This window comes from Streptomyces sp. a15, from assembly GCF_059026085.1.
In genome coordinates this window covers 400,627-412,885 of sequence record NZ_JBWLKM010000001.1, presented here as the reverse complement: position 1 = coordinate 412,885, position 12,259 = coordinate 400,627, and the positions used below count along the sequence as shown (strand labels likewise).

11 protein-coding genes are annotated in these 12,259 nt (G+C 69.6%); 9 read left to right on the top strand and 2 right to left on the bottom strand.

Annotated elements, in window-relative coordinates:
• Positions 1-2: 2 nt before the first annotated feature.
• Together AC5P09_RS01950 and AC5P09_RS01945 are read left to right on the top strand one after the other, a co-directional pair.
• Positions 3-941, top strand: a complete 939-nt coding sequence (locus tag AC5P09_RS01950; RefSeq protein WP_493872112.1) for an N-acetylneuraminate synthase family protein — start codon at positions 3-5, stop codon at positions 939-941.
• A gap of 49 nt (positions 942-990) precedes the next feature.
• The gene (locus AC5P09_RS01945) at positions 991-2,055 is read left to right on the top strand and encodes a hypothetical protein (RefSeq protein ID WP_493872111.1); all 1,065 of its coding nucleotides are present in this window, start codon (positions 991-993) and stop codon (positions 2,053-2,055) included.
• A 6-nt stretch (positions 2,056-2,061) separates the two neighbouring features.
• Here AC5P09_RS01945 and AC5P09_RS01940 read toward each other — a convergent pair whose 3' ends face one another.
• Positions 2,062-2,724 (bottom strand): class I SAM-dependent DNA methyltransferase, encoded by a 663-nt coding sequence (locus AC5P09_RS01940; RefSeq protein ID WP_493872110.1) that lies wholly within the window; start codon positions 2,722-2,724, stop codon positions 2,062-2,064.
• A gap of 90 nt (positions 2,725-2,814) precedes the next feature.
• Positions 2,815-3,090, bottom strand: a complete 276-nt coding sequence (locus AC5P09_RS01935; protein WP_493872109.1) for a hypothetical protein — start codon at positions 3,088-3,090, stop codon at positions 2,815-2,817.
• Between the two features lie 333 nt (positions 3,091-3,423).
• On the opposite strand from AC5P09_RS01935, the gene AC5P09_RS01930 reads away from it, so the two are divergent.
• The 7 genes from AC5P09_RS01930 (at position 3,424) to AC5P09_RS01900 (ending at position 12,207) form a co-directional block, all read left to right on the top strand.
• A complete protein-coding gene (locus AC5P09_RS01930; RefSeq protein WP_493872108.1) occupies positions 3,424-4,656 on the top strand; it encodes a M20 family metallopeptidase in 1,233 nt (410 codons plus the stop codon).
• A gap of 302 nt (positions 4,657-4,958) precedes the next feature.
• The gene (locus AC5P09_RS01925) at positions 4,959-6,011 is read left to right on the top strand and encodes a BMP family lipoprotein (protein WP_493872107.1); all 1,053 of its coding nucleotides are present in this window, start codon (positions 4,959-4,961) and stop codon (positions 6,009-6,011) included.
• Positions 6,012-6,383: 372 nt separating this feature from the next.
• Positions 6,384-7,430 (top strand): BMP family lipoprotein, encoded by a 1,047-nt coding sequence (locus AC5P09_RS01920; RefSeq protein ID WP_493872106.1) that lies wholly within the window; start codon positions 6,384-6,386, stop codon positions 7,428-7,430.
• 397 nt (positions 7,431-7,827) lie between these two features.
• Positions 7,828-9,432, top strand: coding sequence for an ABC transporter ATP-binding protein (locus AC5P09_RS01915; protein WP_493872105.1), 1,605 nt, complete (start codon positions 7,828-7,830; stop codon positions 9,430-9,432).
• Complete coding sequence (locus tag AC5P09_RS01910) at positions 9,432-10,556, top strand: ABC transporter permease (RefSeq protein WP_493872104.1); 1,125 nt, start codon at positions 9,432-9,434, stop codon at positions 10,554-10,556. The genes AC5P09_RS01915 and AC5P09_RS01910 overlap by 1 nt, the downstream gene beginning before the upstream one ends.
• Positions 10,553-11,818, top strand: a complete 1,266-nt coding sequence (locus tag AC5P09_RS01905; protein ID WP_493872103.1) for an ABC transporter permease — start codon at positions 10,553-10,555, stop codon at positions 11,816-11,818. Before AC5P09_RS01910 ends, AC5P09_RS01905 begins: the two co-directional genes overlap by 4 nt.
• A complete protein-coding gene (locus AC5P09_RS01900; RefSeq protein ID WP_493872102.1) occupies positions 11,815-12,207 on the top strand; it encodes a cytidine deaminase in 393 nt (130 codons plus the stop codon). The genes AC5P09_RS01905 and AC5P09_RS01900 overlap by 4 nt, the downstream gene beginning before the upstream one ends.
• The last annotated feature ends 52 nt before the right edge of the window (positions 12,208-12,259 follow it).

Here is a 12,259-nt window from a genome sequence, read left to right as displayed (position 1 = left end):
CCATGAGCACCAACTCCCGTCTGCGTCAGTTCGGTTCGAAGACGGCCGGCCCCGGCCGGCCGGTCTACATCACCGGCGAGATCGGCATCAACCACAACGGTGAGCTGGAGAACGCCTTCAAGCTGATCGACGCCGCCGCCGAGGCCGGCTGCGACGCCGTCAAGTTCCAGAAGCGCACCCCCGAGATCTGCACCCCGCGCGACCAGTGGGACATCGAGCGCGACACCCCCTGGGGCCGGATGACGTACATCGACTACCGCCACCGCGTGGAGTTCGGCGAGGACGAGTACCGCCAGATCGACGACTACTGCAAGAGCAAGAACATCGACTGGTTCGCCTCCCCGTGGGACACCGAGGCCGTCGCCTTCCTGGAGAAGTTCGACGTCCCCGCCCACAAGGTGGCCTCCGCCTCCCTGACCGACGACGAGCTGCTGCGCGAGCTGCGCGCCACGGGCCGTACGGTCATCCTCTCCACCGGCATGTCCACCCCGAAGCAGATCCGGCACGCGGTCGAGGTCCTGGGCAGCGACAACATCCTGCTCTGCCACGCCACCTCCACCTACCCGGCCAAGGCCGAGGAGCTCAACCTGCGCGTGATCAACACGCTCCAGGGCGAGTACCCGAACGTCCCGATCGGCTACTCCGGTCACGAGACCGGCCTGCAGACCACCCTCGCAGCGGTCGCCCTCGGCGCCACCTTCGTCGAGCGCCACATCACCCTCGACCGCGCCATGTGGGGCTCCGACCAGGCCGCCTCCGTCGAGCCGCAGGGCCTCACCCGCCTGGTCCGCGACATCCGCACCATCGAGGCCTCGCTCGGCGACGGCATCAAGAAGGTCTACGAGTCCGAGCTCGGCCCGATGAAGAAGCTGCGCCGCGTCAGCGGTGTCGTCGCCGAGGCGGAGATCGCGGCGGCGGCGGGCGAGCCGGTCTCGGTCTGAGCCACCCCACCCCCCACAGAATCGGTTACGACGGGACGGTCGTACGTAGATGAACCGCCGCGCCGGGTCCGCCGGCCCCCGCACTCTCGCCTTCGTGGAGAGTCCGGTACAGCTGCTGAACGTGCTGGAGTGGGCGCATGAGCATGCGCCCGGCGCGGGGTTCACCCTCGTCGTGCTGTCCCCTCTCGACCCCATGACCCGCGGCCAGCTGCGCCGCATGTCCGAGCTCGCCCGCGAGGAGGGCCACCAGGTCCGCTGGGAGGAGGCCCGGGGCGGTGCCATGGCCCCGTTCCAGACCATCGGCGGCCTGACCGGCATGCTCCGCAAGGCGGAACGGGTGGTCCTGGGCGACCCCTTCTCGCGCTACGTCCAGCTGCTGCTGACGATCACCAGGGCCCGCGACCTCGTCGTCGTCGACGACGGCACGGCGACCATGGAGTTCGTCGCCCAGCTGGCCCGCGGCGAGCGCCTGGTCCGCTGGCACCGCAAGGGCGGCCGCCCCGGACCCCGGGATCTGCTCTTCGCGCCGGTGTCGTCCGTCGCCCGGCGCCGGCTGACGCCGCACGAGAACCGGACGGTGGAGATCTTCTCCTCCATGCCGATGGAGGAGACCCCGGCCGGCGTCACGGTCACCGCGAACGCCTTCGCCTGGACCCGGTCCCGCTTCGGCCCGCCCCGCATCACCAAGGGCGCCGACATGGTCGGCACCTCGCTGGTGGAGACGGGCGTCGTCGACGGCGACCGCTACCTGGAGGCCGTCCGCTCCCTGGCCAAGACGCACGGCGCGACCCGCTACTTCGCCCACCGCCGGGAGGCCACGGAGAAACTCCACCGCCTCGCCGTGGAGACCGGCCTGGAGATCGTCCGCCCCGACCTGCCCCTCGAACTGATCGCCCGCCGCGGCCCGGTCGGCCGTACGATCCTCAGCTTCCCCTCGACCGTCGTCCACACCCTCCCGCTCGCCCTCGTCGGCACGGACGTCCGCGTCTCGGTCTGCGACATCGACCCCGAATGGCTCACCCGGAACGCCTCACCGCGCGCGCAGGGCTTCCTGTCCGGCGTGACGGGCTCGGCGCGGGACGTGACCCGGCTGTCGACGGTCACCGCGGTGTGACAGTTCTTACGCCGGCTTCCTCGCCAGCACGAAGGCCCGCGGCAGCTTCTCGTCCTCGTACGGCTCACGCAGCAGCCGGGCCTGAACGCGCAGGCCCGCCTTGGTGAGGTGGTCGGCGACCGTCTCCGGCGTACGCCAGTAGTAGTCGAGCGAGATGTCCTGGCCGAAGCGCTCCGCCAGATGCATCCGCCCGTCCTCGTCCCCGGACTGGAAGAGGAGCAGCACGTGCCCGCCGGGCACCAGGACCCGGTGGAACTCGGCGAACGCCGTCGCCAGGTGCTCGTCGGGCACGTGGATGATCGAGTACAGGGCGACGATCCCGCCCAGCGTCCCGTCCGGCAGGTCCAGGGACGTGAGAGAACCCACATGGAAACGCAGGTCGGGATGGGCCTCGCGGGCCAGCTCCACCATCCGGGGCGAGAGGTCGACCCCGAAGACCGGCAGCCCCATGGCGTGCAGCCGGGCGGTGACGTACCCGGTGCCGCAGCCGAGGTCGGCGACGGGGGCCGACCCGTTGCCGCGCACCAGCTCCGCGAAGGCGGTGACCTGGGCGCGGTCCACCGGTCTGTCGGCGAGCCCGTCGCCGGGGAAGCGTTCGTCGTAGGCGTCGGCGATCTTGTCGTAGGAGGTGCGGGTGGCCTCTATGAATCCCGGATCCTGTGCGCTCACGCTGCCGCACCCTAGCCGCCGTCCGGCCCCGGTGCCGGGCAGTTCACCGGGGCCGCACGCGAAGTTTCCGGGGCGGGGCGCTACGCCGTGTCAGGGATCCTCGGCGGTCCAGGTGAAGCCGCTCAGCGGCCCCGGCGGGGGCTTGACGGGCGTGGAGTCAGCGGCCGCGCCCCGCGCCCGTTCGCTCCTTCGGCGCAGCAGCCACACCGTCGTCGACAGCAGCCAGCCCGCCAGGATCATCAGGACGAGCACGGTCAGGGCCAGGCCCACCGTGCCGAACAGGCCGAGCTTCGCCAGCAGCCCGGGAATCTGGTCCTCGCCGCAGCCGCAGGCCTGCCAGGGAGCCGTCGCCAGGGTGGTCGTCATGGGGACAGGCTGCCCGCGCGGAGCGTCGCCTGTACGCAGCGTGGCGCAACCGTCGCCCGGTGGTGATGCTTCCGGGATCCCGGCCCGCTTCCGTGCCGGCGCGGTCCCGACAGATGAACAGATCGGCCTCTTCTCCGCCCGGCGTGGTATCCGTGGAGGAAGGGGTGGGTGCCTACGGCAGCCACCCGGCCGCAAAGTCGGCCGAGTGTACCCACCCCGAACGGTACATATGCGTTCGGCGGTCAGATTTTCTTCCCCTATGGGGCTGATCTTTTGTTGATCGTGGTCAGCTGACCGGTCGGGCGTCCTACCCTTCAGAGGGTGAAGCCATTGATGTCACTTGAGCCCGAGGCCGATCTTGCCGGGGAAGCGCTGATTCCGGGTGCGCTTCCCGGTGCGCTGCCCGAGGCGCTCCGTGCCGAGCTCGTCGCCTTCCGTCGCGACCTGCACATGCACCCCGAGCTCGGCAACCAGGAGTTCCGCACCACCGCGGCGATCAAGGAGCGGCTCGAGCAGGCCGGCCTGAAGCCGCGCGTGCTCGCCGTCGGCACCGGACTCGTCTGTGACATCGGCGAGTGGGACGGCGGCCGGCCCATGCTCGCCCTGCGTGCCGACATCGACGGCCTGCCCATCCCGGACATGAAGACCGAGTGCTCGTACCGCTCCACCGTGCCCGACCGCGCGCACGCCTGCGGTCACGACGTGCACACCACCGTGGTGCTGGGCGCCGGGCTGGTCCTCGCCGACCTGCACCGGCAGGGGCGGCTGCCCAGACCGGTACGGCTGCTCTTCCAGCCCGCGGAGGAGGTCCTGCCCGGCGGCGCCGCCGACGCCATCGACTGCGGGGTGCTCGAAGGGGTCGGGCGGATGATCGCCGTGCACTGCGACCCCCGCGTCGACGCCGGGCGGATCGGGCTGCGGCAGGGCGCCATCACCTCCGCCTGCGACCGGCTGGAGATCTCCCTCGACGGGCCCGGCGGCCACACCGCACGGCCCCACCTCACGACCGACCTCGTGACGGCCGCCGCCCGCGTCGTCACCGACGTGCCCGCGCTCGTCGCCCGCCGCGTCGACACCCGCGCCGGGCTCGCCGTGACCTGGGGCCGCATCGAGTCGGGCCACGCACCGAACGTGATCCCGCAGCACGCCGAGCTCTCCGGGACCGTACGGTGCCTGGACATCGACGCGTGGCGGCAGGCCCCCGACATCGTGGTCGCCGCGATCGACGAGGTCGCCAATCTGCACCGCGCCAAGTCGGAGATCAACTACGTGCGCGGGGTCCCGCCGGTCGTCAACGACCCGGACGTCACCGACCTGGTCCGGGACGCGATGATCGCCCGCCGGGGCATCGACTCCGTCGAGAGCACCGAGCAGAGCCTCGGCGGCGAGGACTTCTCCTGGTACCTCCAGCACCTCCCCGGCGCCATGGCCCGCCTCGGCGTCCGCACCCCGGGCGAGCGCACGGTGCGTGACCTCCACCAGGGCGACTTCGACGCCGACGAGTCGGCGATCACGGTCGGCGTGGAGCTGTTCACGGCCGCCGCGCTCATGGACGCCGGCCTGTAGCCATACCCCGAGACCCCCGTTCCGGTTGCGGCCGGGGCGGGGCAGAGGGAGTCTGAGCGCGTGGCGTTCAACAGGTGCGCCATCACGCTGGAGGCACCCCGGAGGCACGGAGAGTCACGGAACTTGAGGGTGCTGTGTCCTGAGGCATCCCATTCGATCCGGTGGTTCACAGGGACGTAACCGGCCATCGGCACGAATGGATAACGGCCACACGAAACCCCGTTCCCAGGAGTGTCTACGCGCGTTACTCTGCGCCGAACTCAGCACCCACTGCGGGGCTTTGGAGAATGGGGAACTTCGAGATGCGTCGGATATCCAAACTGACCCGTGTCGCGGTGGGGGTCGCGTCGCTCGCGCTCGCCGCAACCGCCTGTGGCGGTACCAGCACTGACAACGGCGGCAGCGACAGCGAGACGAAGGAAAAGCTCGGCCTCGCCATCGCGTACGACATCGGCGGCAAGGGCGACCAGTCCTTCAACGACGCCGCCTACGCGGGCCTGGAGAAGGCCCAGAAGGAGTTCGGCTACAAGACGGCCGACCTGGAGCCCACCGAGGGCGAGACCGACGCCGACAAGGAACAGCGCCTGTCGTCGCTCGCCAAGCAGGGCTACAACCCGGTCATCGGCGTGGGCTTCGCCTACGGCCCCGCGATGGAGGCCGTGGCCGCGAAGTACCCGAAGACCACCTTCGGCATCGTCGACTCCGTGGTCGAGGGCGACAACGTGGCGTCCCTCGTCTTCGCCGAGGAGCAGGCCTCCTACCTCGCCGGTGTCGCCGCGGCCAAGGCCACCAAGACCAACACCGTCGGCTTCGTGGGCGGCGTGGACATTCCGCTGATCCACAAGTTCGAGGCCGGCTACAAGCAGGGCGTCGCGGAGACCAACCCCAAGGTCAAGGTCATCTCGCAGTACCTGACGCAGACCGCGGAGGAGGGCGGCTTCTCCAGCCCCGACAAGGGCAAGGCCGCCGCCGAGGGCCAGATCGAGAAGAAGGCCGACGTCCTCTACCAGGCGGCCGGTCTGTCCGGTCAGGGTGTGATCGAGGCCGCCGCCAAGGCGAAGGTCTGGGCGATCGGCGTCGACTCCGACCAGTACAACCAGGCTGCCCTGGCGTCGTACAAGAACTACATCCTCACCTCCGCCCTGAAGGACGTCGGCGGCGCGGTGTACTCCCTGGCCAAGTCGGTCGAGGACGGCAAGCCGCTGACCGGCGTCCAGACCTTCGACCTGAAGGTGAACGGCGTCGGCCTGGCCGAGAGCAACCCGGAGTTCGCGAAGATCGCGGGTCTGTCCGACGCGGTGGCCAAGGCCAAGGAAGAGATCATCGACGGCACCATCAAGGTCAAGACCGAGTAGTTCCGTCCGAACGGACCAACCCGGTCGGATCGGTACGAAGCGGGCGTGGACTTCTGAGTCCCCGCCCGCTTCGGCGTGTCCGGCCGAGGTCACCCACCGCCACGTTCTCTTTGCGGTCGGCAATCCTTGGGTCAAGGGCGAGTTGCGTTGGGGCACGGGCGGATAACAAGGTGGACAGAAGGGGTTTTCACGGTGGTCTACGCGCGTTAATCTGCGGCGAAGCCAAGCATCGAAGCCGAACCGTCCGGCGCTTGGTGACCCCAGGGAAGCGCGAGCACGCCCCCCGCGCCGCCCGGCACGCACTCCCGCCGCGAACGACGCAGGAACGCAGCCGCACTTCCCCGGATCCGCTATACGACAGGAGCACCACACATGCGCCGGATTTCCCGGATCACGGTCGCAGGCGCAGCGACCGCCTCCTTGGCCCTCGCGCTCTCCGCCTGCGGCGGGACCTCGACCGACAGCTCGTCGGACTCGAAGGGCGACAAGGGTCTGGCCATCGCGTACGACGTCGGCGGCAAGGGCGACCAGTCCTTCAACGACGCGGCGTACGCGGGCCTGGAAGAGGCGAAGAAGGAGTTCGGCTACCAGACGGCCGACCTGGAGCCCACCGAGGGCGAGACCGACGCCGACAAGCAGCAGCGTCTGGAGTCGCTCGCCAAGCAGGGCTACGACCCGGTCATCGGCATCGGCTACGCGTACGCGCCGGCCGTCAAGGAGGCCGCGGCCAAGTTCCCGGACACCACCTTCGGCATCGTGGACGACTCCACCGTCGAGGCGGACAACGTGGCGGACCTGGTCTTCTCCGAGGAGGAGGCCTCATACCTCGCGGGTGTCGCCGCGGCCAAGAGCACCAAGACGGACGTGGTCGGCTTCGTGGGCGGCGTGGACATCCCGCTGATCCACAAGTTCCAGGCGGGCTTCGCGCAGGGCGTCAAGGACACCGACTCCAAGGTCAAGGTCCTCTCGCAGTACCTGACGCAGACCGCGGAGGAGGGCGGCTTCTCCAGCCCCGACAAGGGCAAGACGGCCGCCGAGGGCCAGATCGAGAAGAAGGCGGACGTCGTCTACGCGGCCGCCGGTCTCTCCGGCCAGGGCGTGATCGAGGCCGCCGCCGCCAACAAGATCTGGGCGATCGGCGTCGACTCCGACCAGTACCGGCAGGAAGCCCTCACGAAGTACAAGGACTCCATCCTCACCTCGGCGATGAAGGACGTCGCCAAGGCGGTGTACAACCTGGCGAAGTCGGTCGAGGACGGCAAGCCCGAGGCCGGTATCGTCAGGGGCGATCTGAAGACCGGCGAGGTGGGCCTGTCGAACTCCAACCCGAAGTTCGCGGACAACACCGAGCTGCAGGACGCCATCAAGACGGCCAAGGAGAAGATCATCAGCGGCGAGATCAAGGTCAAGAGCAGCTGAAGAGCAGGGGGTGTCTCATGGATCAGGCCGGCCCCGACCGGCGGTGCCTTGTGGCCGAGTCGAGCGGGGTCTGGTGCGCGTGCAGCTGCAAGGCGGAGGAGGGAGTCGACGCGGAGCGTCGGCGACCGACGACAACGCCGCAGATGTGCGTGCCAGGGCCCGCGACACCGGCAGGATCCATGAGACACCCCCTCAAACCCTGAGCAGCGTGTAACCGCGGGGTTACGTCCGCTCAACGGGGTACGGGGAGGCTGTCTCCCCGTACCCCGTTGTCACGGACGTCGGGCCCCTTTCGATGCCGTAGGGGCGCTACGCGCGTAGACGACCCCCTTTCCCAGGAGAGTGCGCCATCAACGCGTCCAGCAGCCCTCCGGCCGACGCGGCGGTCAACGGTCAGGTGACCGCCGTCGAACTCGCCGGGATCACAAAGCGATTCCCGGGCGTCGTGGCCAACCACGACATCCATCTCACCGTCCGCAAGGGCACCGTCCATGCCCTCGTCGGTGAGAACGGCGCCGGCAAGTCGACGCTGATGAAGATCCTCTACGGCATGCAGAAGCCGGACGAGGGCACCATCGCGGTCGATGGCGAGCAGGTCGCCTTCTCGTCCCCGGCCGACGCCATCGTCCGCGGCATCGGCATGGTGCACCAGCACTTCATGCTCGCCGACAACCTCACGGTGCTCGAGAACGTGGTGCTGGGCAGCGAGAAGCTGTACGGCATCGGCGGCAAGGCCCGCCGCAAGATCAAGGAGCTCTCCGAGCGCTACGGCCTCGGCGTGCGCCCCGACGTCCTGGTCGAGGAACTCGGCGTCGCCGCCCGCCAGCGCGTGGAGATCCTCAAGGTCCTCTACCGCGGCGCCCGCACCCTGATCCTGGACGAGCCGACGGCCGTCCTCGTGCCGCAGGAGGTGGACGCGCTCTTCGACAACCTCCGCGAGCTCAGGTCCGAGGGCCTGTCGGTCATCTTCATCTCCCACAAGCTGGGCGAGGTCCTCTCCGTCGCCGACGAGATCACGGTCATCCGACGCGGTACGACCGTCGGCACCGCGGTCCCCGCCGAGACCACCCCGCGCCAGCTCGCCGAGATGATGGTCGGCAGCGAGCTGCCCACCCCGGAGACCGCCGAGTCGACGGTCACCGACCGCCCGGTCATCACCGTCGAGAAACTGCGCCTGGAAGCCATGGGCGGCAAGGCCCTCCTCGACGACATCAGCTTCACCATCCACGCCGGCGAGGTCCTGGGCATCGCCGGCGTCGAGGGCAACGGCCAGACCGAGCTGGTCGACGCGCTCATCGGCCTCAAGGGCGCCGACTCCGGCACGATCGCGCTGATCGACGAGGAGATCACCGCCTGGCCCACCCGCAGGCGCCGCGAGCAGGGCATCGGCTACATCCCCGAGGACCGCCACCGCCACGGCCTGCTCCTGGAAGCCCCCCTCTGGGAGAACCGCATCCTCGGCCATGTCACCGAGAAGCCCAACGCCAAGGGCGTCTGGCTGGACCCGAAGGGCGCCCAGGAGGACACCCGCCGGATCGTCGCGGACTACGACGTGCGCACCCCCGGCATCGACGTCACCGCCGCCTCCCTGTCCGGCGGCAACCAGCAGAAGCTGATCGTCGGCCGCGAGATGAGCAGCAAGCCGCGCTTCCTCATCGCCGCCCACCCCACCCGGGGTGTGGACGTCGGCGCGCAGGCCGCGATCTGGGACCACATCCGCGAGGCCCGCCGCGAGGGCCTGGCCGTGCTGCTGATCTCCGCCGACCTCGACGAGCTGATCGGCCTGTCCGACACCCTGCGCGTGATCTACAACGGCAAACTGGTCGCCGACGCCGACCCGGCCACCATCACCCCGGAGGAACTGGGCTCGGCCATGACCGGTGCCGCCACCGGTCACCTCGAACACGAAGAGACCCCCGAGCCCCCGGCAGACACCCCCGAGACTCCCGAGACTCCCGACCTTGGCAAGTCTCCCGAGTCTCCGGAAGACGAGGCCCGCTGATGAAGAAGTTCGACAAGGAGCGCGTGCTCCTCGCGGTGGCCGGACCGGTCATCGCGCTCGCCGTGGCCTTCGTGCTCAGCGCGATCGTGCTGATCGCCTCGGGCAAGAGCCCGGTCGAGCCGTTCGCGATCATGTTCGAGCAGGCCACGTTCTCCGACATCCAGGTCCTGATCATCAACCAGGCCTCGATGTACTACATCGCGGCTCTGGCGGTGGCCATCGGCTTCCGGATGAACCTGTTCAACATCGGCGTCGACGGCCAGTACCAGCTCGCCGCCATGATGGCCGCGATCGTCGGCGCCCACGCGAACCTGCCGGCGGTCCTGCAGATCCCGCTGCTCCTCCTGACCGCCGTCTGCACCGGCGCCTTCTGGTCCGGCATCGCCGGTGTCCTCAAGGTCACCCGCGGGGTCAGCGAGGTCGTCGCGACGATCATGCTCAACGCGATCGCGACCTCCGTGATCGCCTACCTGTGGCTGCCCAGCGTCTTCGGCGTCAAGGTCGGCAACAACAACACCACCGGCGAGATGCACGAGTCCGGCTGGGTGCCCGGAATCGACATGGGCGACGCCGGCGAGATCTACGGCCTGGTATTCCTCGCCGTGCTGCTCGGCATCGGCTACTGGGTCGTCCTCAACCGCACCCGCTTCGGCTTCGACCTGCGCGCCTCCGGCGCCTCCGAGTCCGCCGCGGCGGCCAGCGGTGTCGACCCCAAGCGCATGGTGCTCACCGCGATGCTGATCTCCGGCGGTCTCGCCGGTCTCGCGGGCCTGCCGATCCTGCTCGGCGACTCGCACACCTACAACCTCAACTTCCCCACCGGCATCGGCTTCCTCGGCATCGGCATCGCCCTGCTCGGCCGTAACAACCCCACCGGTATCGCCTTCGCCGCCCTGCTGTGGGCCTGGCTCGACAAGGCCTCGCCCGAGCTGGACTTCCACGACTACGACAAGGAGATCGCGGTCATCATGCAGGGCCTGATCGTGCTCTCCGTCGTCGTCTCGTACGAGGCCGTCCGCGAGTGGGGTCTGCGCCGCCAGCAGCGCCGGGTCGGCGCAGAGCTGGCCGCCGGACACGTCCTCGGCGCCACCGACAACGTCAAGAAGGAGGTGGCCGGCCGATGACCACCGTGACCGACCTCAACCAGCCCAAGCTCCAGCCCTCGGCGCCGACCGGGCGCCGGGTGTCGGTGCAGGTGCTGCTGCTGGTCATCGCCGGCGCTCTGGCACTGACCTCGATCGTGCGCATCATCACCGGCGCCGACGGCATCACCAACGTCAGCCAGATGTCCACCGCGCTCCAGCTCGCCGTCCCGATCGGCCTCGCCGGTCTCGGCGGTCTGTGGGCCGAGCGCGCGGGCGTCGTCAACATCGGCCTCGAGGGCATGATGATCCTCGGCACCTGGTTCGGTGCCTGGGCCGGCTTCCAGTGGGGTCCCTGGACGGGCGTCCTGGTCGGCATCCTCGGCGGCGCGATCGGCGGTCTGCTGCACGCGATCGTCACCGTCTCCTTCAACGTCAACCACATCGTCTCCGGTGTGGCCATCAACATCCTCGCCCTCGGCGCCACCCGCTACCTCGCCCCGCTCGCCTTCGAGGGCCACACGGGCGGCTCGGCCAAGCAGTCCCCGCCGGTGGACGCCCTCGGCAACTTCACGGTGCCCGGGCTCTCCGACGGACTCAGGGATCTCAACGAGAAGGGCTGGTTCTTCGTCTCCGACATCGCCGGCCTGCTCGGCGGTCTGATCACCAACGTCTCCTGGCTGACCCTGCTGGCCGTCGCACTGGTCCCCGGCACCTGGTGGGTGCTGTGGCGCACCGCGTTCGGTCTGCGGCTGCGGTCCTGCGGCGAGAACCCGGTCGCGGCCGAGTCCCTCGGCGTGAACGTCTACAAGTACAAGTACATCGCCGTGATCATCTCCGGCGGCCTGGCCGGCCTCGGCGGTGCCTTCCTGTCCATCGTGGCCAACCCCTTCTACCTGGAGGGCCAGGTCAGCGGTCGCGGCTTCATCGGTCTCGCCGCGATGATCTTCGGCAACTGGATGCCGGGCGGACTCGCCCTCGGCGCGGGCCTGTTCGGCTACACCGACAGCCTCAACCTGCGCGGCGGCTCCGAGAACGTCCACGCGCTGCTGCTGCTCGGCGCCCTGCTGCTGATCATCGGCTCCATCTGGCTGGCGTTCCGGAAGAAGTACACCTCGTCCGTCATCACCCTGCTCATCGGCGGCCTGGTGCTCGCCTGGTACCTGGGCACCAACGAGGTCCCGAACCAGGTCGTCTCCGCCACGCCGTACGTCATCACGCTCGTCGTCCTCGCTCTGTCGGCCCAGCGCCTCAGGATGCCGAAGGCGGACGGCATGCCGTACCGGAAGGGACAGGGCAAGTGACCGACGTCGACTGGGAGCAGCTGCGTGCGGTGGCCCGGGACGCCATGGCGCGGGCCTACGCCCCGTACTCCGGCTACCCGGTCGGCGTGGCCGCCCTGGTCGACGACGGGCGCACGGTCTCCGGCTGCAACGTCGAGAACGCCTCGTACGGCCTCGGCCTGTGCGCCGAGTGCGGACTGGTGTCGGAGCTGCAGAACACGGGGGGTGGTCGGCTCACGCACTTCACCTGCGTGGACGGCCACGGCGAGATCCTCGTGCCGTGCGGCCGCTGTCGCCAGCTGCTGTACGAGTTCGGCGGCCCCGGCCTGCTCCTGGAGACCCCGGCGGGCATCCTGCCGCTGTCCGAGATGCTGCCGCAGGCCTTCGGGCCGGGCCATCTCACCAAGTAACTCCCGTGCGGCCCCTCCGAGTTGCCCGCTCCGGCCGCTCGGGGGGCCGCGC

Coding starts and splice junctions, on each gene's coding strand:
- AC5P09_RS01950 (WP_493872112.1), top strand. CDS start 3: ATGAGCACCAACTCCCGTCTGCGTCAGTTCGGTTCGAAGACGGCCGGC.
- AC5P09_RS01945 (WP_493872111.1), top strand. CDS start 991: ATGAACCGCCGCGCCGGGTCCGCCGGCCCCCGCACTCTCGCCTTCGTG.
- AC5P09_RS01935 (WP_493872109.1), bottom strand. CDS start 3,090: ATGACGACCACCCTGGCGACGGCTCCCTGGCAGGCCTGCGGCTGCGGC.
- AC5P09_RS01930 (WP_493872108.1), top strand. CDS start 3,424: ATGTCACTTGAGCCCGAGGCCGATCTTGCCGGGGAAGCGCTGATTCCG.
- AC5P09_RS01925 (WP_493872107.1), top strand. CDS start 4,959: ATGCGTCGGATATCCAAACTGACCCGTGTCGCGGTGGGGGTCGCGTCG.
- AC5P09_RS01920 (WP_493872106.1), top strand. CDS start 6,384: ATGCGCCGGATTTCCCGGATCACGGTCGCAGGCGCAGCGACCGCCTCC.
- AC5P09_RS01910 (WP_493872104.1), top strand. CDS start 9,432: ATGAAGAAGTTCGACAAGGAGCGCGTGCTCCTCGCGGTGGCCGGACCG.
- AC5P09_RS01905 (WP_493872103.1), top strand. CDS start 10,553: ATGACCACCGTGACCGACCTCAACCAGCCCAAGCTCCAGCCCTCGGCG.